This window comes from Ruegeria sp. CK1 (assembly GCF_056536545.1).
This window is the reverse complement of record NZ_JBQFPX010000003.1, coordinates 1-23,363: the sequence shown is the minus strand read 5'-3', so window position 1 is coordinate 23,363 and position 23,363 is coordinate 1. Positions and strand designations below refer to the sequence as shown.

The window sequence follows — 23,363 nt, the reverse complement described above, 5'->3', positions numbered from 1 at the left end:
AAAGGCGGCCGCTATCTTAATCTGTTCATCCTGTCGTTTTGCCCATTCCGGCCAACTGATCGTTTCGCTGGAAAAACTCGCTCGGGCGTTGACACATTACATCACCATCCCAAGATTGCGTGAAAGAACCGAGGATCAACGGCAAAAGCTCAATACTGTGAAGGCGAACTTCACAGCACTTAATTCTGGCAACAGACTATACGAATGAAATTCGGGTATAGTCTGAACAGGACTACAAGAAATTAAACCGGGTTGCATCGCAGCCTGAATTCTATCAGGTATGACGCCACTTCGGACGGGTTGGAATTTTGCTTTGCAAAACACAAAACTGAAAATCGCAGAAACGCTGAACAATTCGGTCTTATGGCGTCTTCTCAGGGAAAATCTGAGATCTCAGATGACCCTATACATCATTGCCATCATTGCAATGGTCTTGGTCGCAGCTACGACCGCCGCCGTCGCCTTTATTATGCGAGATGTCGTAGATTCTTTGTTCGAAGCGGATAACGCGTCTCAGGTTCTGGGTGTTTCCATTGCGGTGTTCGTGATCTTTCTGATCAAAGGGGTCGCGACCTACGTTCAGGTTGTCTCTTTAACACGCGCAGGCAACCGAATTGTTTCGCGCCAGCAGATCAAGCTCTACGACAAACTGCTTCGTCAGGGTGTATCTTTCTTTAACCTCACAGAAAGCTCCAACCTGCTATTAAAGGTCACGCAATCTGCCCAGGCTGCACGCCAGGTTATTGAGGTTGTTGTGACGACAGCCGTTCGCGACACATTGAGTTTGATTGGGTTGCTGGCGGTCATGTTCTACCAGCAACCGCTGTTATCGCTTTTTACATTGGTCATTGGTCCTCTTGCGATATGGGGCGTCAGGACGCTGTTGAGAAAAGTTCGAGAGATTGCCGATATGGAAATGCAGTCCCTTGGGGCGATCATGCAAGTGATCCAGGAAACATCTGGGGGTATCCGGGTCATCAAGTCGTTCGGGCTGGAAGAACGAATGGCCAAACGGATGAACGAGTCCGTCAAAAGTGTCGAGAAACGCCGAAATAAACTTGCACGCCTGCAAGCAGCCACCAGCCCTCTGATGGATATTCTAGCGGGATTTGCCATTGCATCGGTCATTGGTTTGAGTGCCGCCAACATTTTTGGGTCGGGGAGATCGACGCCGGGTGAATTGATGTCGTTTGTGACCGCGTTGATGATGGCGTATGAACCAGCCAAAAGACTGACACGCGTTCGCGTCAAACTTGAGATTGGATTGCGTCGCGTACGTATGTTGTTCAATATTATTGATCAGCCCGAAACTTTGGCCGAAGGAGACGACCCGCAAGTGTTGCCTGATGGTCCAAAGGAAGTGAAGTTTGAAAATGTAACTTTCAGCTATCGCAGCAGTGAGCCGATAATCAGAGACCTCTCTCTTACTTTTGATGCTGGAAAAACAACGGCGTTGGTTGGGTTGTCGGGGGGCGGCAAGTCAACCATTCTGAATCTTGCACTTCGGCTATACGACCCGCAGAGCGGTCAAGTTACGATTGACGGCCAAGACGTCAAGCATGCCTCGTTTAAAAGTTTGCGCGCAAACATGTCGTTTGTCGGCCAAGAAACCTTTTTGTTTTCAGCATCTATTGCGGACAACATCCGGCTTGGAAGGGAAGGGGCCTCGCGCCAGGATGTAATCGAAGCAGCAAAAGCTGCCAATGCTTACGATTTCATAATGAATTTGGAAGACGGTTTTGACACATATGTAGGTGAAAATGGGGCGTTCCTGTCCGGTGGGCAAAAGCAGCGCCTGGCCATTGCCCGAGCCTTGTTGCGAGATAGCCCTATTTTGTTACTGGACGAGCCGACTAGTGCCTTGGACTCTAAATCTGAAAAACTTGTGCAAGAAGCCTTGCAAAGGCTGACCGCAAACCGGACGACCATTATTGTAGCGCACCGCCTATCCACAATCCTTCACGCTGACCAAATCGTGGTGATTGAGGCTGGGCAAATTGTAGAAAAAGGAAGCGCCAGAGAGTTGCTGAAAAATGACGGTGCTTTCCGCGCGTTGTACGACCATCAGTATTCCAATGCTGTTGAGTCTGGCTAAACACATTCCAGTCAAGAAAATACGCTGCTGGGTCTAGCTCAATATGCGGCGAGAACGCTATCTTCCTTAATACAACAATAGGCAATCCGCTGTGGGTTCTTGATTGCAGAAATGAATATTGACGCTTCGATCATCATTCCGACGTATAATAGCTGGGACAAACTGCAGTCCTGTCTAGATTGCCTTGCGGGTCAGACTCTTGGTCCAGAGAAATTTGAAATCATTGTTGTGAACAATGCTTCTTCTGACTGTATTCCCAAAGATTTCCGGCTTCCTTCAAATGCGCGGGTTATCACAGAGGGCAAGCCAGGCTCTTATGCCGCGCGTAACAAGGGAATAGCTGCTGCGAAAGCCGATTTGTTGTTCTTCACGGACTCAGATTGTCTGCCCGTCCCGGGATACATTGAAAGCGGTCTGCGTATCGCACATCAACACCCAGACATTGGCCGCTTTGGGGGCGACGTTCAACTTATTCCAAATGGCTCCGAATGGAGTTCTGTGGAGCTGTACGATTACCACCTTGGACTTGCGCAGCAAAAATGGGTTGAGAGAGGCCGCGCGGTCACTGCCAACCTTATAGTGCGCCGATACATGTTTGACCGTATCGGTCTATTTAATGGCGATGTGTTGTCGGGCGGTGATATGGAATGGAACGACCGGGCGACTGCGGCTGGGGAACCGATTGTGTTTGCCGCCGATGCGATAGTTCAACACCCTGCCCGCAGTAGCTTGAAGGAATTTGCGACAAAAGTGCGCCGTATTGAGGGGGCAAGAATTCGCCGAAATGCCCGACGCGGGATATTAAACTATGTACCGCCAATTCAGAAGTTGATCCCTTCCTTTCGAACTTTCGCAAGTTTGCGAAAAAAGCCCGAACTCAACTTCCAGCAAGCTCTAGGTATTTGGCGCATACAATACTTGCTGCGGCTAGTTATGATCTCGGAAACAGTTCGGCTACTTTGGTTTCGGCAGTCAGATATCAGGAAATAGCAAAAGACGTCAGCAAATTCATGGTGCCTTTGCTATTGGCCCCGTGGGTTTGGCGCGTCATTTATCGCAGGCTTAGGTCCAAACTCACTATGTCTGTTTTGGATTTGAAATTGTCGCAACCTTCTCAGCGCATTTGGGTTTCGGAAATATCCTGACCACGTGAGGTGCTGCTGTTTGATTCTCAGACAGTGGAGAATTGGGAAGCCGGTGAAATTCCGGCACTGCCCCCGCAACGGTAACGAAGGTCAGATTCGGCAATCAACCACTGGGACGAGGATCCCGGGAAGGTGCTGAACTCAGGCGCAAGCCCCTTCGAAGTCCGGAAACCAGCCTCATGGATACGTCAAACCGCGGGTGGCGGTGGGGGCATGTGTTTCGGAGGCGGTCCTCGCGCGCCTGCGGACGGCTCCTGCTTGTCATCTGCCCAAGCAACGCCGCGGGGCGCGGCAGGAGAGCTAGAAGTGAGCAATATCCAAACCCTTTTGGCCCGCAGAACGCCGGGCTACGCACTGGAACAAGCCTTTTATACCGATTCAGAGGTTTTTCAGGCCGATCTTGAAACCATTCATTATCGCGATTGGCTGTTTGCGATTCCGGCGTGTGAATTGGTCAAGTCCGGTGATTATGTGACGCATACTATAGGTGCCTATCGCGTGATTATTGTACGTGGTGCAGACAACCAAATCCGTGCGTTTCACAATACTTGTCGTCATCGCGGCTCGATTATCTGCAAGGCCGCCAAGGGCCATGCACCTAAGCTTGTGTGCCCGTATCATCAGTGGACCTATGAGTTGGACGGTTCTCTGCTGTGGGCACGCGACATGGGTCCGGATTTTGAACCAAAACAACATGGGTTGAAGCCGGTTCACTGCCGGGAACTGGCAGGACTTGTCTATATTTGTCTGGCGGACACTGCCCCGGATTTTGATACTTTCGCTGACACTGCCCGGCCCTATCTTGAACCGCACGACCTGGTGAATGCCAAAGTGGCCTTTGAAAGCTCGATCATCGAGAACGGCAACTGGAAGCTGGTCTGGGAAAACAATCGCGAATGTTATCACTGTGGCGGCAATCATCCGGCGCTGTGCCGCACGTTCCCGGACGATCCCGCTGTAACCGGTATAGAGGGCGGTGAAACCCCACCTCGCATGCAAGCCCATTTTGATCGGTGCGAGGCCGCGGGATTACCTTCGCAGTTCTATTTGCATGGTGATGGGCAATACCGTTTTGCCCGGATGCCTCTGAACGAGGGTGCTGAAAGCTACACGATGGACGGCAAGTCCGCCGTGCGTCGTTGGTTGGGTCGATCGCCGTTTGCTGATGCCGGGTCGTTGTTGAAGTTTCACTATCCGACCACGTGGAACCACTTTCTTGCAGATCATTCGATCATGTTCCGTGTCACCCCAATCAGCCCAACAGAAACCGAAGTTACGACGAAATGGTTGGTTCACAAGGATGCCGTCGAGGGCGTCGACTACGATCTTAAACGACTGACCGAAGTCTGGATGGCAACCAATGACGAAGATCGTCAGGTCGTTGAAGACAATCAGCAAGGCATTAACAGTCCGGCATATGAGCCTGGTCCCTATTCGACCACGCAGGAATCGGGTGTGCTGCAGTTTGTCGACTGGTACTGCAGCAAACTGGCTAATCATTTGGCACCCGACGCGATGGCAGCGGAGTGATCACAATGAAAGATGTCAGCGTGCCAGCAACTGTCTGGCAAGACAGTGAAACACTGGAATGTGTCTCGGTGGTTCCCGAGATGCCAAATACTGCAAGCTTTTCGTTTCGCGCGCCTTCAGGGGCGCAATTTGCGTATCAACCTGGGCAATTTCTAACCTTGGAAATCCCTGCTCCGGGCCAGCCGGGCGGAATGGTGCATCGCACGTACACCATTTCGTCGTCTCCGTCGCGGCCACGGTCGATCACGATCACCGCCAAGGCGCAATCCGACAGTATCGGCACGCGCTGGATGTTGGACAATTTGCAACCCGGCATGCGGGTGAAAGCGATTGGCCCAGCTGGACTTTTCACAAATGCTGAAAGCAATGCAGGAAAATACCTTTTCATCTCGGCCGGGTCGGGCATCACACCGTTGATGTCGATGACCACCTGCATGTGGGACGAAGGGCGCGATCTGGACATTGTGTTCATCAACTGTGCCAAGCGGCCCTCGGAAATCATATTCCGTCAGCGATTGGAACAGATGGCCAGCCGGACGCATGGCTTGGACTTAAAGTTCGTAGTTGAAGAGGCCGACTCATTCCGCCCCTGGACCGGATTTCAGGGCCAGTTCAACCAATTGATGCTGGGCCTAATGGCGCCCGACTATCTCGACCGTGAGGTCTATTGCTGCGGGCCGGAACCCTTCATGCAGGCGGTGCGTGATGCGCTTTCTGGTCTGGGCTTTGACATGGCCAATTATCATCAGGAAAGTTTTGGCGCGCCTGTGGAAACGGAAGCGGATCAGCCGAAACTGGACGATGTCATTCCAGATGATGACAGTAACGCAGAGATATTATTCGCAACCTCGGGCGTGACCGCTAAGGTTGCTGAGACCGACACGGTTCTGGCTGCTGCGCGCTCGGTCGGGCTGAACATTCCTTCGGGTTGTACTTTTGGCGTCTGCGGAACCTGTAAAGTGAAGAAAAACCGTGGCGAGGTTCACATGGTTCACAATGGCGGGATATCTGAAGACGACATAGAGGCGGGGTATATCCTTGCCTGCTGTTCGAACCCGATTGGAAAGGTTGAAGTCGACATCTGACAAAAAGGGAAGCCACAGACGCGGGCTTCCCTTTCTTCTTTCTCTAGCGGACAGAGGCCGCGCATACATTAACTTACTTCTTGCGCATCGGTACGCTGTTGCCCCCGGTGTTCGATGCAGCCGCCCGAGCACGATTTTTCTTGCTGTTTGGTTTTCCCTTGGGCGGCGGTGGGCCTTTCGGGCGCTTGGGTTTGAAATCTCGATTTTCTTTCTTTGTCCTACCGGCGTCTCTGGTTTTGTTACGGTTGGGCTTGGCGCTTGCTTCGACCTTTTCAGGTTTTGCGTTCGCTTTCTTTTTGCGCGGTTTGGCAGGTTGAGGTTCGGCGAGGCGAGGAGGGTTGCCTTCCGAATTTGCAGGGCGTCTTTTCGTTTGTGTGCCGCGCTTGGGGGTGGGCTTTATAGATTTAGACGAATCCGGTGCCGTGTTCAGCCGTACGACCTCTTTTGTGCCCTCGATCTTCATATCTGGTCCGATAGCATCCAAAAAGCCGGGAACACTGCTTTCGCGAATTTCAATGTAGGTCACATCCTCTGCGATGCGGATTGCTCCGACATCGGCCTTGGTGATATTTCCGGCTTTGCAAACCATTGGCAGCAGATAACGCGGGGAAGCGTTGTGTTTACGTCCCTCCGATAGCGAGAACCACACACTCGGTCCGAAAGCTGCCTGTGCCTTTGGCGAATTGGCAGTTACTTCGCTGAGTTCTTCAGGTGCGGAATGTTGGCGTTTGTATTGACGGACATACGCAGCTGCGAGTTGCTCTGGTGTAAATTTTGACACAAGTTCTTCCACCGAAGCCTGCTCGCTGTCGGCAATGTTTGCCTCCCAATCCTCCGAGCCGAACATCCGCGTTAAATCTTGTGTGTTAACCTCTTCAGCCGACGGTGCTGCGCCCCATTGAGCTGTGAGTTTGGCGAATTTCAGAAGCCGTTCGGCTTTTTTCAACGATGCAGGAGCGACGATCAGAGTGCTGACGCCCTTACGACCGGCACGCCCGGTCCGACCCGAACGATGCAGAAGGGTTTCATGGCTGTTGGGCAACTCGGCATGAACCACAAGATCCAAGTTTGGCAGGTCAATCCCGCGTGCCGCGACATCTGTTGCAACACAGACCCGGGCCCGTCCATCACGCATCGCCTGCAGGGCATTTGATCGCTCCCCCTGGGTCAGTTCTCCGGAAAGAGCAACAACCGAGAACCCACGGTTCGACAATCGGGCGGTCAGGCGCCCCACCATGGCGCGCGTATTGCAAAACACAATGGCGTTTGGGGCCTCGTAGAACCGCAAAACGTTGATGATCGCATTTTCCCCGTCACGTGGGGCGACCTTTAAAGCGCGATACTCGATATCGGCATGTTGGGTTCGTTCACTGACTGTGCTCACACGCTCAGCACCTCTTTGATATCGGGTTGCGAGGTTCGCGATCGCGCGGGGGACAGTGGCTGAAAACAGTAGGGTTTGCCGGTCTGTTGGCGTTTCTTCAAGGATAAATTCCAGATCTTCGCGGAATCCCAGGTCGAGCATTTCGTCGGCCTCGTCCAGCACTACAGCTCGTACTTCTGTCAGATCGATTGAGCCGCGCATGATATGATCGCGCAGTCGCCCCGGTGTTGCCACAACGATATGCGCGCCGCGGGCGAGCGCCCTGCGTTCATCACGCATGTCCATACCGCCAACGCAGGATGTTATGAAAGCGCCAGCGTCTGAGTAAAGCCAGCCAAGCTCTCGTTTGACCTGCATCGCAAGCTCTCTTGTAGGGGCGATGACCAGCGCCAAGGGCGCAGCGCTGGTATCAAAGACATCTGAACCACCCAGAATGGTAGATGCGATGGCCAATCCAAAGCCGATGGTTTTACCCGATCCGGTCTGGGCCGAGACAAGCAGATCCCGCCCTTCAAGCTCTGGTGCCGACACAGCCTCTTGGACTGGAGTCAGTGTGGTATACCCTTTTCGTGAAAGGGCATTTGCAATGGATTGTTTCATGGTTCGGCCCTTTTGGGTGCTGCGGCCACCCTCAGAGCGTCCAACAGACGGATCAACGTCGAAGCGCTGTCCATACTGAGAGAAATACCAGATGTATAGGGTCCAAAAGAGCAAGGTGTGCAATGACCATGCGACTTCGGCGAACGACGGCCTATAGGGTTAAGCCGCATAGATATCGTCAGCGGTCACGCGATTCCTTCAATCAACGCTCGCATGGGCAATGCCCCCGTTTTTTTTGTGAGAGTTTTCGGCGGCTGGTTCATATAACTTTCTGGAATGATGCCTCTGCATGGATGATTCCAGATGCTAGAAATCGAAACTTGTGTGTGTAGGCAGAAGTGCGTCAGGCGCGCGGCGCTGCCGCGCACCGCAAATCGGTTTACGCGGCAGCATGAAAACCACCAAGGTCCAGACCTTTACAGGAAAGAAAACCCATGAAAACTCATGCACAAGCAGTCGTAATCGGTGGCGGCCTTGCCGGATGTTCGATCCTGTACCATCTAGCCAAGCTGGGCTGGAAAGATGTGGTGCTGCTGGAACGAGATGAATTGACATCTGGGTCAACGTGGCACGCGGCGGCGAACATTCACGGTTTGCACGACAACAACAACATTACCCGTATCCAGCATTACACGATGAACTTGTATAAAGAGCTGGAGAAGGAAACCGGCCAAAGCTGCGGTGTGTTCCAGCCTGGTTCGCTATATCTGGCACAAACGGAAGAACGCGAACACCAGCTGCGCCTGCAAGAGGCAAAGGCCCGTTTTTATGGGTTAAACTTCTACGAAGTCAGCCGTGAGAAGGCTCAAGAACTGCATCCGCTTGCACAGTTCGATGATATCCGCTGCATTATGTATGAACCTGATGGCGGCAATGTGGACCCCTCAGGCGTGCCCTATGCCTATGCCGCCGGCGCCCGTGCAATGGGTGCTACCATCGAACGCTTTTGCCCGGTGACCGGGACCGAGCAGCAGCCCGACGGCAGCTGGATCGTACGCACACCCAAAGGTGACATCCAAACGCAGTGGGTGGTCAATGCCGCCGGCCTTTGGGGCCGCGAAGTGGCGGCGCTGGCAGGTCTGACCCTGCCGTTACAGCCGACAGAGCACCAGTATTTTGTGACCGAGGCAATTGACGAAGTGGCCAATCTGGGCCGCCGTCTTCCGTCGATCGCCGACCGGGATGGTGAGTATTATTTCCGTCAAGAAGGCAACGGGTTGCTGATTGGTGCCTATGAAAAGGACATGAAGTTTTGGGCTGAAGACGGCACGCCGCTGGACTTTGCCCATGACCTGTTCCCTGACGATTTGGATCGGATTATGGAAAACGTGATCCGTGCCACTGAACGTGTACCCGTCGCCGCCAACGCCGGAGTAAAGCGCGTGATCAACGGGCCGATGATCTGGTCTCCGGATGCCAATATGCTGTGGGGTCCGGTTCCCGAATTGAATAACTATTTCATCTGCGGCGGCCTGATCCCGGGCTTCTCGCAATCGGGCGGGCTGGGCATGTTGGCAGCGCAATGGATGATTGAGGGTGAGCCACAATACGACATGTTCGCCTGGGATTTGGCACGCTTCGGTGACTGGGCGGACAAAAAATTCACTAAGGCGAGGGTCGAGGACGCCTATACCCACCGTTTCGCCATCCACTTCCCAAACGAGGAACGCAGCGCAGGACGCCCGGCACGCGTGCGTCCTGCCTATGAGATGCAAAAGAAGATGGGTTGCGTCTTTGGCCTGAACTGCGGTTGGGAACACCCACTTTGGTTTGCTGATGCGCCCGGCACCGAAGAGACCAACGGCTTCAACCGTCAGAATTGGTTCGATCCGGTTGGTCGCGAGGTCAAGATGTTACGCGAAAACGTAGGTGTAATCGATATCTCGAATTTTGCGAACTACGTGATCAAGGGAACAGGTGCGCATGACTGGCTGGACAAGTTGGTCGCTAACCGGGTGCCGACCGAAGTAGGGCGCTCCTGCCTGACGCCGTTGATCTCGGTCAGGGGTGGTGTGGCCGGGGACTTCACCATTACCAAGGTCGCTGAGGATGAATTCATGATGATCGGTTCGGGCATGGCAGAACGCTATCATCAGCGCTTTTTCAACATGGTTGAGTTGCCAGAAGGAACCACGGTCGAAATTGCAACCGACCGCATCGCCGGTTTCAACGTGGCTGGACCAAAGTCTCGTGATCTATTGCAGCGGCTGACCAATGCGGATTTGTCGAACGAGATGTTCCGCTTCATGCGTTCATCCACCATCGAAGTTGCCGGGGTTTCCTGCCTTGCCATTCGAGTCAGCTTTACCGGCGACTTGGGTTGGGAATTGCACTGCGCGGAAAAAGATCAGATCCGCCTGTACACCGCGCTTCTGGATGCCGCGCGGAACCTGAATGGTGGTCCGGTTGGCGGTCGCGCGCTGGGATCGTTGCGTATCGAAAAGGGCTATGGCTCATGGGGGCGCGAGTATTCGCAAGAATACTGGCCGCAAGAAGTCGGGCTGGCAGGTTTGATCAAGCTGGACAAAGAGTTCCTGCACAAGGACGCCTATCTGGCCGTCAAGGACAACGCGCCGCGCGAATTGCTGTCGATTTTTGAAGTTGAGGTCGTGGAAGATGCCGACGCCACCGGAGGCGAGCCTATTTTTACAAGCGATGGCACATCTGCGGGTCGCGTGACCTCAGGTGCCTATGGGTACTCAGTCGGGAAGTCTTTGGCCTTGGGTTATGTCGATCCGAACGTGGCGAAGCCCGGCGATACGGTTGACGTCTTTATCTTGGGCAAGCCACACAAGGCTAAGATATTGGCAGAGGCTCCGTTTGATCCCAAAGGACATCGTCTGCGGGATGTGCAACCTGCAATGGAAGGGGCCGTTTGAACGGCTCCTTCACAAAGATAGTCGGTCAGATGTCCATTTCGGTAGTAGCCTGTCGCAGCCAGTCCTGAAACAGCCTGACCGGCTGCGACACGGGTTTCTCCTTAAAGCGCATGAAATAGGCCCACGGACTGTCCAAATCGAAAGTGAACGGTTCGATCAGCAATCCCCGGTCCACATAAGACTTTGCAAGTGATCGCGGCAGAGAAACGCATCCCAGCAAATTTACCGCCATCTCCATGGCAAGATTTGATGCGTTGGTGCGCAAGCCGCCCTTTTGGTTGAGATCGGCAAGATCGAAATGCTGGGCTACACGCTCCCAGTAGGCGGGGCGGCCCAGAATATGGATCAGCGGCGCGTCCTGTAGTTGAGCCGGATCGGTCGGCGGTACGCCTTTGATCAAGAAATCAGGCGCGCAAACCACAGAGAGTTTTTCGGGCCACATCCGTTCGGCGTCCGAAGTGACATCGTCAATGTGGTCTATCGTTATGGAGATGTCGGAGACATTCGCGCCGACGTCACTCCAAAGTGTACCATGGACAGTCAGGTCGATATCAGGATGCACGGCGTTAAAGCCGCGAATGACATCAGGCAACCAGTTTTCAGCCAGGCTGACCGGGCATGATACGACGACTTTGCGGCTGTGTGAGCGTTGAATGACAGACTGAGTTGCCACATCTATTTCTTGCAGTGCGTGACGAACCGATGGCAAGTAAGCCTCGCCCACGTCAGTTAGAGACAAGGAGCGCGCGTGCCGGACGAATAGCGGCCTTTGCAGAAATTCTTCAAGCGAACGCACGTGGTTGCTGACAGCAGATTGTGTGCAGTTCAGTTCTTCCGCAGCGCTGGTAAAGCTTAGATGGCGGGCGGCGGCTTCGAAAGAACGGAGAAATGTCAGGTGCGGCAGGTTCAACATGACGATACTTTTCAGACAGGGCACTTAGCAAAGTTATGGGCCAAATGAGCCGTGTCTTGTCCAGACGCGACCCTGATACTGTTTCATAAGCTAAACGTTGCAAGATAAAAGCTACAAACAAACTGGGGCCATAGCCTTAGTAATGATTGCGTGTTTCTAAGCGCAAACCTGCATAAGCTTTCTTAGATGTATGAACTAAACTGCAGGGCGCCGTGACTGACACTTTCCAAACCGTTGCAGAGTTTGCTCTTAATCGCAGCGCTCAAGATTTCCCTGAATCCACGCGGGCAGCAGCTGCATTAATGCTGCTCGACACATTGGGTATTACCATCGGCGCCGGACCTATGGCAGCGGGTTGCATCGCGCGCGAGGGTGCATTGGCGCTTTATGGTGCCGGCGAACTAAACCTAAGCGCTAGAATGCTGTTTGATGGTCGTCGAGTCAGCGTCGCGGGCGCGGCGTATGCCGCGGCCACACAAACCGACAATCTGGACGGGCATGACGGATATAACCCGACCAAAGGCCATATAGGCGTGGTGGTTGTTCCGACCTTGGCGGCTATTGCAGAAACGGTTGATGATTTCTCGGGCCCTGAGGCACTAGCCGCCGTGACAATTGGCTATGAAATCGCTGGGCGTGCCGGGATATCTTTGCACAATACGGTTAGCGATTATCACACTTCAGGTGCATGGAACGCTTTGGGCGTTGTTGCAGTGGCGGCGCGTTTGCGTGGGCTGAATGCAGAACAGATGCGGCAGGCCATGGGGGTCGCCGAATATCACGGTCCACGCAGCCAAATGATGCGTGAAATCGCCAATCCCACGATGCTGCATGATGGCTCGGGCTGGGGTGCATTGGTGGGAATCTCGGCGGCGGTGCTGGCCGAAAAGGGATTTACCGGAGCGCCCGCAATTACCATTGAGGCCGAGGAAGTTGTGCCTCACTGGCAGGACCTGGGCGCATTCTGGCAGATGGAGCATCAGTACGTAAAACCCTATCCGATCTGTCGCTGGGCACATGCCGCGATTGACGCCACGCGGGCGCTTATACGCGATTACGATTTGACGCATGAGGACATCGCGTCGATTCAGGTCAACACTTTCCGCGAGAGCGCTTGCTTGTTTCGCGGCATGCCTGACGACACATCAAAGGCGCAATATTCTCTGCCTTTTGCCGTGGCTGCCATGGTTGCCTACGGGCGTATCGGCGTCGAGCACATCACCGGTTCAGGGCTATCCGATCCGTTGGTTGCATCGATTGTTGGCCGCATCTCGGTTGCCGAAGTAGCACGCCATTCCGACCGTTTCCCCAAAAGCCGGTTCGCGGATGTCAGCATCGCGTTGAATGACGGTCGAGTGCTACTTTCTGGCGATGTTCACGCACGTGGCGGCCCTGAGGCACCGATGGACCAATCCGAGGTGGTGGAGAAATTCATGGAATTCGCTACGCCTTCACTGGGTCAGGCTCGGGCAGCGGCCATTCGCGATACGGTTCTCGGGCTGACTGATCCGAATTCAAAATTCTCAAGCCTCGGGGCATTGATCTACGATGCACCGGACGGACGCTAGAAAGCGGACAAGGTTTCTAATGCGTTCAGAGCAGATCGAACAACCGGCCTGGAACATTTCCCATGCGAGGTAACTCCAGCGAACGCATAAGAGAAAACATCATGGCTTGGTTCGAAGTAACAACGGGTTTGTCCAATGTCGCCTCAATGCGGTCTACGACCTCGACAGCCCGCATATCAGTACAACTGAGTACAATGGCTTCTGCCTCTGGATGATCGGCTTGGCACGCTAGGTCAAATACCTCGTCCGGAGTCAGTTCGCCTTGCCCGTAGTTACCTAGCTCGCGCCCAATATCGGCGCATTTGACCGTCGTGATTTGGTTTTGCGCCAAAAAATCCATCGCCTGCACATTGATTTCACCCAGATAGGGCGACGAGAAACCAACCTTTGAAATGCCAAGTGTTTTGATAGCGTCGACCAGCGCACCTGCTGCGGTAAAGGTTCGGGCGCCGGACCTCGCCTTTATGTCCTGCGCCAATTGATCGTCAAATGACGGGCCGTGGGTAAGCGTGGCCGAGGTGCAGCCATAGAGAACAACGTCGGGGCGCACGCCCGAGATCATCTTTAGATCATGACTGATATCCGATGCCCCCAGCCCGGCCATCTGGTCCGAGCCGGGGATCTCATCCACATCATAGCCCCCCATGCGCTGGAAATGCACTGTCGTATCCGGACAGCGCATCAACATCATGTCTGCTTCGAGGTTGGTGTTGGTAAAGGGCACTAACACACCGATTTTGGCCCGTGTCCGGGTTTCATGGCTCATGAAGTCACCTCTTTCAGAATGGCCAGACAACGGTTCATCACCGGCTCGTTACAGATTGTGGCGCGGAGACAATCTGCTAGACCATATCCGCCCATGCCCCGCATCAGCAGACCTTGCGCACGGAGCGCTTTATCTGCCTTCTGCGCGGTTTCAATGTTGGCAAACCGGATCAGCACGAAATTGGTGTGGCTGGGCGCAACAGTCAGCCCTGCTGCACGGCACCCCTCAGCAAAACGATCACGCAGAGCGGTAGTTTTTGCCACCGTCTTGCGCATATATGTCCGATCCTGAACCGCCGCTGTTGCCATTGCCTGAGACGTGATTGAAACGTTGTTGGGGTTCAGCAGTTTGCGTACTTCGGCGGCTACTTCAGGTGGAAATAGGCCCCAGCCTACGCGCGCACCTGCCAACCCGTATGCCTTGGAAAAGGTGCGCATGACCACCGTATCGCCACGGTTCGTCAGTGCGAAAATCTCTGCCGGGTTATGTTCATGATCGGCGAATTCTGCATAGGCTTGGTCGACCACTAACAACACATCACTGGGCAGGGAAGCGCGTAAACGAATAATCTCGGAGTTTGTGATCAGTGTGCCCGTGGGGTTGCCCGGATTGCAGACAAATACGATGCGAGTCTGTGGGGTGACAGCCGCTAGAATGTCATCAACTGAAACGGTCAGATCAACCTCGCGCGCCTTTACATAATCCGCCTGCACCTGTGCCGTCGCCGAGGCCACATAGGCATAACCGTAATCCGTTCCCAGCACCCTGTCGCCCGGCCCTGCAAAGGCGCGGATCAGGCAACCAATCAACTCCATCGATCCTGCGCCACAAAGAATATTCTCTGTGGTCACACCATTAACTTCGGCAATTGCTGCGCGCAGCTCAGGCCAATCGGGGTCTGGATATAGCGGCATCTGAGCCAACGCAGCTTTCCCTGCTGCAATTGCCGCTGGGCTTGCTGGAAAAGCGCTTTCGTTTTGTGCAAGAGAAACAGTATCCGCGCCGCCCAGATCTGCCAGGGCATAAGCCGCCATCTGTCGAACATGGTCCACAGCTCGGATCATGAGGCACCCCCATACGCTTTCGCGCCCTCTTTGGTCACCAAGCCGCGTTTGAGGTCCAGTGCCAAAGCCTCTGGGTCACGGTTTGCAGGATCACCGAAGCCGCCTCCGCCGGGTGTGTCGAAGATAAGGTAATCGTCCCCCTCGACGCGCAGTTCTCCTTTGCCCGGAATGTCACTGTCACCATCACGGAACCGGATACGTCCCGTTGCACCAGATTTCCCGCCCATTCGGCCAAGAGCTGGAAACTTTAACCGTTCGACCGACAGGAACACGATAAACGGAGCGTTGTTGGAGGAGGTCATTTCAATACGTTGTCCTAGACCTCCACGATATTGGCCGGCTCCGCCCGAATCCGGTAACAACTCACGCCGCCACATTAATACCGGGGCCACGCTTTCTGTAATTTCGACTTGAGAACCGAATACGCCCGAAGGGTAGGCTGTGGCAGAAAGCCCATCTGCGTGAGGCCGCGCGCCGGTGCCGCCGTTGTGCACAGGTTCGATCGCAAATTCGCGCCCTCCATTCGCTGCCACCTCTGGCGCGTGCCGCATGGGCAGGTCGAACATACAAGAGGCACCCTCGGCGGGAACCTGATCCGGCAAGGCCTGATGCAGGCAACCCAGCACCAGGTCAGGGGTCACTTGACCCAACGTGTGTCGCATCGCCACCGGAACTGGGCGTTGCGCGTTCAGGATACAACCCTTGGGGCCATCGACCTTGAACGGTTCCAGCGAACCGGCATTGTTGGGAATGTCGGGCCCGACGATGCAGCGCAGCGCAAAGACCGTGTAGGCCGTGGCATAGTTCAGCGGTACGTTGATGCCCTTTTTCGAACACCCTGATGTGCCAGTGAAATCCACGTGCATCCCATCTTTGGTGACGGTTAGCGTGGCGTGCAACTCCAGCTCATTCTCATAACCATCCATGCGCAGCACGTTCTTGTAGACACCTTCGGGTACCTCGGCGATGGCCTCCAGCGCGCCATTGCGCGATGTGTCGATGATATAGCTGCCTAGCTTATCCAGATTGTCGATCCCGAACTCATCCATCATCGCTACCAACCGGTTCACCCCGGCCTCGCAACAAGCAATCAGCGCGTAGATGTCGCCTTCGTTGGCAATCGGCTCGCGAGAGTTGGCGCGGATGATGTCCATCAGCAGCGCGTTTGGCGTACCCTCTTCGACTAGTTTGCAAGGCGGGATCAGCAGACCCTCGTCATAGATGTCGGATCCTTCAGGGCCCATTCCCAGACCACCCAGATCCACCAGATGAGAGGTGCAGGACGTAAAACCAACCACCCTGCCACCTTTGAACGCAGGCATCATAAGCAGAAAGTCGTTCAGATGCCCTGAGGCGAGCCAAGGGTCATTGGTCATGTAGATGTCGCCGGGCTTCATATCCTCCAGCGGAAAGCGTTCACGCAGGTGCAGCACGGCCTCGGCCATAGTGTTGATGTGTCCGGGCGTGCCGGTTACGGCTTGGGCCAGCATCCGACCATTTACGTCAAAAATCCCCGCGGAGATATCACCACATTCCCTGACGATGGGCGAGAAGGCAGCGCGGATCAGGGTCTGACCCTGCTCCTCGACCACGGCCAGTAGACGGTTCCACATCACTTGCAGGCGGGCAGGGGAAAGTTCGGTGGTCATCATGCGTCTCCTTTCTGGTCTTGGATCAGAACAAGGTTGCCGATGGCATCCATGTGGGCCGAGAAATCGGCGGACACGAGCGTAGTCGTCTGCGGTTCATGGATCAGCGCTGGCCCTGGTACGTGATCACCAGGCTTCAGGTCGGTGCGGGCTACAAAAGCTGCGTTTTTCACGCTGCCGTCCACATCGCAGACGATTGGGCGTGTCGCGGCGACTTTCAACTCGGTGCGTTCCGGTGTTTCAGGGACAGGTGGCACCGCTTTATCGGGCGTGGCGACCCGAACGGACCAGTTGAGAATTTCGATCTTCATTCCGGGCACAGGGCGCGAGAATTGTTTGCGGTATCCCTCTTCGAATTCAGTTGTCAGCGGGGCAATGTCCTCTGGCGTGAGGGCACGATCCGGGAGGTTGATCTCAATCTCATGTCCTTGCCCGTTATAGCGCATGAAGGCGGTGCGCAGGGTTTCCGTTGGCAAGTCTCCCGCGCCCTGCGCTACAACCTCTTTTGCTTCGGCGATCATGGTGTCGAACAACCTGTTCACCGCGTCCATGTCCATGCTGTCCAACAGGGAATAACGGGACCGGACGATCTCGAACGAAACCGGCGCAAACAGGAACCCCACTGCAGACCCGACACCCGGATTGGGTGGGATCACGATGCGTGAAACTCCTGCAGAGCGTGCTACCCGACTGGCATGAAGCGGACCGTTTCCGCCAAAAGCGATCATTGTGCGTGTACCAAGCGTCTTTCCACTTTCCACCGCATGCATCCGCCCGGCGCTGGCCATGCTTTCATCGACGATGCGGCTGACACCGTCGGCGGAACCAATCGCGTCAAGCTCAAGCTTTTCTCCGACCATCCGGATCAAGGCCACCTTAGAGCCTTCAGGATCGAGCTTGATATGTCCTTCGGCAAACGTATCCGGCACGATGTAGCCAAGGGTGATGTCACTATCGGTCACCGTAGGCTCGGTTCCACCGCGCATGAACGCAACCGGTCCCGGATCAGACCCTGCTGATTTGGGCCCGACGGTTAGTCGGCCCAGTCGGTCTACGCCCGCAATCGAGCCTCCGCCTGCGCCAATTTCAATCATTTCGATCACAGGGATACGCACCGGCATTCCAGATCCCTTGATAAATCGCGCTGCCCTTGCGATTTCGAAGGCGCGTGAGGTTTGTGGGCGAGCCCTGTCGATAAGGCAAAGCTTGGCCGTTGTGCCACCCATGTCGAATGAAAGAACCTCACCCAAACCGGCCCGCGCGGCGATACGCGCGGCCAAAATGGCCCCACCTGCGGGGCCGGATTCAACCAGACGAATTGGGAAACGTGTCGCAGTTTCAATCGTGCACATGCCCCCGCCTGCGGTCATCATCAATATCGGGCAGGTGATGCCTTGTGCAGTGAACTGATCGACAAACCGGTTCAGATAACCCTCCATCAACGGCTGTATGTAAGCGTTGGCCACGGTGGTGCAAAGCCGGTCAAACTCGCGCGCTTCGGGGCTGACATCGGACGAGATCGAAACTGTCAGATCAGGGCGGTGTTCGTTCAGGATCACGCGAAGCCGCCGTTCATGAGACGGGTTGGCGTAAGCGTGCATCAGGCAAATGGCGATTGCATCAGCTCCGCTAGCCTCGATTTCCTTCAGCAAAGAACCAATCCGTGTCTCATCCAGCGGGATCAGCACCTTTCCTTCGGCAGACATACGTTCACGTATTGTTAGTGAACGTTCGCGAGGAACCAGTAAGTCGGGTTTTTCAAGGTTGATATCGTATTGAGAATACCGCCGCTCATACCCGATATCGAGGATGTCCCGGAACCCTTCGGTACAAATGGTGGCCACGACTGCACCGCGCCGCTCAATCAGCGCATTTGTCGCCAGCGTGGTTCCGTGGATAAAGCCGGTAACATCAGCCAAACTCTGGCTGGATTGGTGCATGACGCGCTGCGCACCTTCCATCGCACCTTCGGCAGGGTTCTGATGTGTGGTCAGGGTTTTGGTCGAGGCCAAGATCGTCTCGTCACCGGAAACTAATACTGTATCCGTAAAAGTGCCGCCAATATCGATGGCAAGGCGCAGCGTTTGTGTTGTCATGAAATTTTCCGAATTTACCGTGGTTGCAGCGTCAGCAATTGGGCAAGTGCCCCGGCATCAGGTAGACGGTACCAGATCGCAACCGGTCGAGCGGCGTTCCATTGGATTCGGAATACAAGTCTTCTTCATGTGAGAATACTGTGGATGCAAACAAGGCGTTGCTAGCGGATTTGCGACAAACAGGCCAACAAGCGACATCATTTGTACAGTAGACCTATGTCTGAAGTCAGAACCAAAGGCGCAGTCCGGGTCGACCTGATCAGAGGTGGCTTTTGGCACATTGTGGCCGATAAGGAATGGTGATCAAAAGAGATTCAAAGCGAAATTGATACCCCAGACCGAAGGCGCAATGGCGGAGGTTGACTGTCTAATGTCGGCAATACGCCAGACGGCGCTACGTTCGAACGACAAGTCTTGGGTCACAACAACGCTGTTTGGAGACCAGTGAATGGCCGATACCGCTCTGATCATACGATTGGATAGTGTCAACAAGGGCACGCGTTGCGTGGAGTATCCGTTAAAGGCCGCCTGCATCAGCAGTGAGAAACCGCGGAACAAGCCCGATTGCAAAGCCTTAGCGTTGAACAACATGGCTTCCAACGATCTGATCGCTTCCACCCACAGCGTCGTCGATAACAGTATCGACGGCTTCCCCCTCCAAGGCCATATTGCTGTGGCTGAGCTCTGGTGCACGAGCGTGGGCCAAACACTCTAACAATTTACAGGACTGACCCATGATTCAAGACAACCCCGCTCTCATCGACGCCATTCGCGACCGGTTTGCTCATGTCGACAGCTGCCCGTTTCAAGGCGAGCGTATTTTCTTCGAAAATGCTGGGGGAGCGCTAACGTTGAAATCGGTGGCTGAGACGTCGGCCTTTTATGCAGCTATCCCGGACAATCCGGGTCGCATGAACCCAGCCGGGCAGGGGACTCAAATAACGATCAACAAGGCCAAAGAAGATCTGGCCGTGTTTATGAACGCCTCTAGCGGGCAATTCTTTGCGGGTGAAAGCGGCACCGAGCTACTGTTTCGTATGATCCGCACCGCGTGTCTGGCCGCCCCGAAGGGGGCCAAGGTGATCGGTTCGTCCATCGAACATCCAGCGACCCGCAGCGCCTCGCGTCGCTGGGCCGAGATTGCCGGGTTGGACTATGTGAATGTGCCTCATGACAACGACACCGGATTGGTCACGCCCGAGGACTATACAGCGCTGATGACCCCGGACGTGGCTGTCGCTACGATCCTGCACGCTTCGCCTGTGACCGGTATGGGCATGGATGTTGCGGCGATCTCGGCAGCAATACGGGCGGTGGCACCTGACTGCATGATCATTGTAGATGGCATCCAACACGCGGCTCACGGGCAGTTGGATTTGGACGCGTACCACGTAGATGGATATGCAATCTCGCCCTACAAAGTATTTTCACGGCATGGTTACGGTATTGCTTGGATATCCGACCGCTTAAGTGCCACGCCACATGATATGTTGATAGATGCGCCAGCCACCGGTTGGGAATTTGGCACCCGTGACGCCGGGTCTTACGCTACAGTGTCGGATGTTGTTTCATACTTCGACTGGCTAGGTGGAGAAGTCTCCGAAGAGACTGAGCCACGAAAGCGGATCGAGGCTGCAGGTCGCGCCATCCACGCCTATGAGACGCATCTTACGAACACCGCCATCAATGGCACTGGCAACTTGCCTGGCCTACGCGATATGGAGCATGTGACTATCCTAGCAGGGGCTGACAACCCGGCGCGAGAAGGCTTGGTTTCTATTGTGGTAAAAAGTCATGCGTCGGAAGATGTTGTCGAGATTCTGAACCAACAGGGCATACGCACTCATACCCGTAAGGCCGACCACTATTCAGGAAATGTGCTGACGCCGCTGGGTCTAACGGATTGTATCCGGATCTCGTTTTGCCACTACAACACAGAACAGGAAATTGCTCGACTTCTAGGAGCGATCCAGGTTTTGGGTAAGGACGTTTGACTGAGTGACCTAGATGTGAGGCAATCAGCTGCGCACCTTTTCATTGTGCAGAGCGTGCAACGGGGCAAGCTCGCCTTTGCACTTCTGTTCTGAAAGCAAAATAATACCCGCGTTGACATAAAGTCCTCGCTAAACAATAGTATTCGCCAACACTCTGAAAATTAACGAGGTTTGGGAGGCATCCAGTTGTTTCCCAAACTGAATTAGAAACGATCTGCCCAAAACTGTACGTAAGAAGCGCCCTTGAAGGCTATTTCATCAAAGGAGTAATCCTATGACCCATCCATCAACTGCGACCATCATGAACGACCTGATGAATGGTGAACTCAGAGCTGCGCATTTGTACTGGCAAGCTGGCGCATGGTGTGTAGAACGCAACCTGAACGGATGCTCGACGCTGCTGTTGAGTCATGCTGATGAAGAACTGACGCATATGAAAAAGATGCTTAATTATCTTGTTGATTGCGAGTGGCCCATCCGTTTCCAAGCCTTGTCAGAGCCGAAAATTGACGCGAATTCGGTTCAAGAGTTGTTTCAATTGATCTTGGATCACGAAAAGAAAGTGACTGATGGGATCAACACTGCAGTCAAAGAGGCGCAGGCCTCGGACGATCACAGCACCTTCGAGTTCTTGCAATGGTTTGTGATGGAGCAGCGTGAGGAAATAAAGACGTTTCAGGGCATTATAGATCGGATCAAATTGATCGGAGATGGTCCACACTCGCTTTATTACATCGATAAGGAAGTGGATGAAATCTCGGCAAAAATGGCATCGGGCAACAACGAGCCAGCAGTTTGAGACCTTGGTGCGTAGCCATGCGAGCGGGACAACACGATGAAAATTTATGTCTGGAACGGCTGAGTGTTTGTCTGGGTGTTCTCACGTGAACGTCGTAGTCCGTAACCGGTTGATTTGGCCGCGCTGACAATTCTCATGAATATCACTGGCTATTCCTCGTCCCGTGACGGAATGCCATGTTCGTTGAACCATTAAACCTGATAAGCGGCTTGTATGTCGTAAACTTCGAGTAAGCGGCGATATTGGCTCCGCATGTTTCCCCAAATTGGGCGTGATTTCTTGGGTCGAAAATATTTGCGCGTGATCTTTTGGTTGAAAAATCGACATATTCACGTTCAACAAGGGGCAAGTCATTTCGATTATATCAAGGTTAGTAAAATGCAGAGCGTCCTCGTAACCGGTTCTTCCGGCTTCATTGGTTATCACTTAAGCAAACTGCTGTTGGAACACGGCTATCGTGTTATCGGATTGGACGCTCTGAACGACTACTACGATGTATCACTCAAAGAGACTCGCCATGAAATGTTGGCGCATGGCCCAAATGGAGAAAGCTTTGAGCCTGTGATTGGCAAGGTTGAGACCCCTGAGCTTTTGCTGAATCTCTTTGCCGAACACAAATTTGATTATGTTGTGCATCTCGCGGCCCAAGCGGGTGTCAGGTATTCAATTGAAAATCCAAGAGCATACCTGGAAAGTAACTTGAACGGCACTTTCGAGATCTTGGAAGCCGCCCGCGCGCACCCTCCCAAACACCTGCTGTTGGCGTCTACCTCTTCGGCTTTCGGAGCCAACACTGAGATGCCTTACAAGGAAACACAACGCGCCGATTTCCAGATGTCTTTTTATGCCGCAACCAAAAAGGCAACCGAAAACATGGCGCATTCTTACGCACATCTTTTTGATTTGCCGGTAACCATGTTCCGATTTTTCACAGTTTATGGTCCGTGGGGGCGGCCCGATATGGCTCTGTTCAAATTCACCAAGGCGATCCTCGAAGGTCAGCCGATTGACGTTTACAATTACGGCCAAATGAAGCGTGACTTTACTTACGTTGAGGACCTCGTCGAGGCTATCCGACTGCTAATGGATGCAATTCCAGCTCGTCCAATGGACGGACATGTACCTGAGGGCGATAGTCTCTCACCAGTTGCGCCCCATCGGGTGGTGAACATTGGAAACAACGACTCGGTACCTTTGACGGCATTTATTGAAGCCATCGAAAGGGCAACTGGTATCAAAGCAGAAATGAATATGATGCCGATGCAACCAGGAGACGTACCCGCTACGTGGGCGGATGCTTCGTTGCTGAACGAGCTAACCGGATACCAGCCAAAAACTTCGGTTGAAGAAGGTGTGGCCGAATTTGTGAAATGGTTCCGCGAATTTTATCGTCCAAATGTTGCTGGAGCCGAAGTCGGGATGTCCAAAAGCGATTGATGAGCGAGGAAGCCTCAGGTCGACAGACAGCTCGCGGTTCTCTTCGCGGGTATCTTAGTAGCCACGGTGAAAAACCCCGCTCTGATTGGTCCTAACCCTGAAGCATCCAAGCGCACAGCAGTCTGGGCACAGCGATGCTGGCCAGTCAGTGGCCGCCGAATGCCTAACAATCATTCTTGCCAGACTGGTTCTAACCCGTGATTTGTTCTGGCCCTAACGCGTGCGTTCAGCATGGGTCAAAACCGTATTCAAAGGCGGGGCGGTGTGTCCGGCCGTTTCTCATATGCGCGGAGATCATTCACATGAAGATGACGACGGAAGAAGCCTTCGTAAAAGTTCTGCAGATGCACGGGATCGAA

General features: G+C 54.1%; 16 protein-coding genes and 1 riboswitch. Of the genes, 10 read left to right on the top strand and 6 right to left on the bottom strand.

The window, feature by feature from the left end; all coding sequences use genetic code 11:
• Positions 1-280 precede the first annotated feature (280 nt).
• The 4 genes from ACR0L3_RS09470 to ACR0L3_RS09455 all read left to right on the top strand — a co-directional run bounded on the left by ACR0L3_RS09470 (position 281) and on the right by ACR0L3_RS09455 (position 5,855).
• The gene (locus ACR0L3_RS09470) at positions 281-2,095 is read left to right on the top strand and encodes an ABC transporter ATP-binding protein (RefSeq protein WP_480745470.1); all 1,815 of its coding nucleotides are present in this window, start codon (positions 281-283) and stop codon (positions 2,093-2,095) included.
• A 111-nt stretch (positions 2,096-2,206) separates the two neighbouring features.
• Complete coding sequence (locus ACR0L3_RS09465; protein WP_480745469.1) at positions 2,207-3,085, top strand: glycosyltransferase family 2 protein; 879 nt, start codon at positions 2,207-2,209, stop codon at positions 3,083-3,085.
• 145 nt (positions 3,086-3,230) lie between these two features.
• A riboswitch (cobalamin riboswitch) is annotated at positions 3,231-3,434 on the top strand.
• A gap of 112 nt (positions 3,435-3,546) precedes the next feature.
• Complete coding sequence (locus tag ACR0L3_RS09460) at positions 3,547-4,770, top strand: aromatic ring-hydroxylating oxygenase subunit alpha (RefSeq protein WP_480745468.1); 1,224 nt, start codon at positions 3,547-3,549, stop codon at positions 4,768-4,770.
• Positions 4,771-4,775: 5 nt separating this feature from the next.
• Positions 4,776-5,855, top strand: coding sequence for an FAD-binding oxidoreductase (locus ACR0L3_RS09455; RefSeq protein WP_480745467.1), 1,080 nt, complete (start codon positions 4,776-4,778; stop codon positions 5,853-5,855).
• Between the two features lie 73 nt (positions 5,856-5,928).
• On the opposite strand, the gene ACR0L3_RS09450 is transcribed toward ACR0L3_RS09455, so the two are convergent.
• Positions 5,929-7,839 (bottom strand): DEAD/DEAH box helicase, encoded by a 1,911-nt coding sequence (locus ACR0L3_RS09450; protein ID WP_480745466.1) that lies wholly within the window; start codon positions 7,837-7,839, stop codon positions 5,929-5,931.
• Between the two features lie 434 nt (positions 7,840-8,273).
• On the opposite strand from ACR0L3_RS09450, the gene ACR0L3_RS09445 reads away from it, so the two are divergent.
• The gene (locus tag ACR0L3_RS09445) at positions 8,274-10,718 is read left to right on the top strand and encodes a GcvT family protein (protein WP_480745465.1); all 2,445 of its coding nucleotides are present in this window, start codon (positions 8,274-8,276) and stop codon (positions 10,716-10,718) included.
• Positions 10,719-10,743: 25 nt separating this feature from the next.
• Here ACR0L3_RS09445 and ACR0L3_RS09440 read toward each other — a convergent pair whose 3' ends face one another.
• Entirely contained in the window at positions 10,744-11,631 is an 888-nt protein-coding gene (locus ACR0L3_RS09440) for a LysR substrate-binding domain-containing protein (RefSeq protein WP_480745464.1), read from the bottom strand.
• Between the two features lie 212 nt (positions 11,632-11,843).
• Between ACR0L3_RS09440 and ACR0L3_RS09435 the strand changes: the two genes are divergently transcribed.
• Entirely contained in the window at positions 11,844-13,199 is a 1,356-nt protein-coding gene (locus ACR0L3_RS09435; protein ID WP_480745463.1) for an MmgE/PrpD family protein, read from the top strand.
• 25 nt (positions 13,200-13,224) lie between these two features.
• Here ACR0L3_RS09435 and ACR0L3_RS09430 read toward each other — a convergent pair whose 3' ends face one another.
• From ACR0L3_RS09430 to ACR0L3_RS09415, 4 genes are read right to left on the bottom strand one after another with little or no spacing between them, the layout of a single operon-like run.
• Complete coding sequence (locus ACR0L3_RS09430) at positions 13,225-13,965, bottom strand: maleate cis-trans isomerase family protein (RefSeq protein ID WP_480745462.1); 741 nt, start codon at positions 13,963-13,965, stop codon at positions 13,225-13,227.
• Positions 13,962-15,029 carry a pyridoxal phosphate-dependent aminotransferase gene (locus ACR0L3_RS09425; protein WP_480745461.1) on the bottom strand — a complete coding sequence of 356 codons (1,068 nt, stop codon included), beginning with the start codon at positions 15,027-15,029 and terminating at the stop codon, positions 13,962-13,964. Before ACR0L3_RS09425 ends, ACR0L3_RS09430 begins: the two co-directional genes overlap by 4 nt.
• Complete coding sequence (locus tag ACR0L3_RS09420) at positions 15,026-16,681, bottom strand: hydantoinase B/oxoprolinase family protein (RefSeq protein WP_480745460.1); 1,656 nt, start codon at positions 16,679-16,681, stop codon at positions 15,026-15,028. Before ACR0L3_RS09420 ends, ACR0L3_RS09425 begins: the two co-directional genes overlap by 4 nt.
• On the bottom strand, positions 16,678-18,774 hold the full coding sequence (locus ACR0L3_RS09415; RefSeq protein ID WP_480745459.1) for a hydantoinase/oxoprolinase family protein: 2,097 nt from the start codon (positions 18,772-18,774) through the stop codon (positions 16,678-16,680). Before ACR0L3_RS09415 ends, ACR0L3_RS09420 begins: the two co-directional genes overlap by 4 nt.
• 448 nt (positions 18,775-19,222) lie before the next feature.
• Here ACR0L3_RS09415 and ACR0L3_RS09410 point away from each other — a divergent pair, with 448 nt between their 5' ends.
• From ACR0L3_RS09410 to ACR0L3_RS09395, 4 genes are all read left to right on the top strand, one after another.
• Complete coding sequence (locus ACR0L3_RS09410; RefSeq protein WP_480745458.1) at positions 19,223-19,489, top strand: hypothetical protein; 267 nt, start codon at positions 19,223-19,225, stop codon at positions 19,487-19,489.
• 19 nt (positions 19,490-19,508) lie between these two features.
• Positions 19,509-20,768: an aminotransferase class V-fold PLP-dependent enzyme gene (locus tag ACR0L3_RS09405; RefSeq protein ID WP_480745457.1), complete on the top strand. Its 1,260-nt coding sequence runs from the start codon at positions 19,509-19,511 to the stop codon at positions 20,766-20,768.
• Positions 20,769-21,042: 274 nt separating this feature from the next.
• Positions 21,043-21,567 carry a ferritin gene (locus ACR0L3_RS09400; RefSeq protein WP_480745456.1) on the top strand — a complete coding sequence of 175 codons (525 nt, stop codon included), beginning with the start codon at positions 21,043-21,045 and terminating at the stop codon, positions 21,565-21,567.
• Between the two features lie 378 nt (positions 21,568-21,945).
• Entirely contained in the window at positions 21,946-23,004 is a 1,059-nt protein-coding gene (locus tag ACR0L3_RS09395) for an NAD-dependent epimerase/dehydratase family protein (RefSeq protein ID WP_480745455.1), read from the top strand.
• The last annotated feature ends 359 nt before the right edge of the window (positions 23,005-23,363 follow it).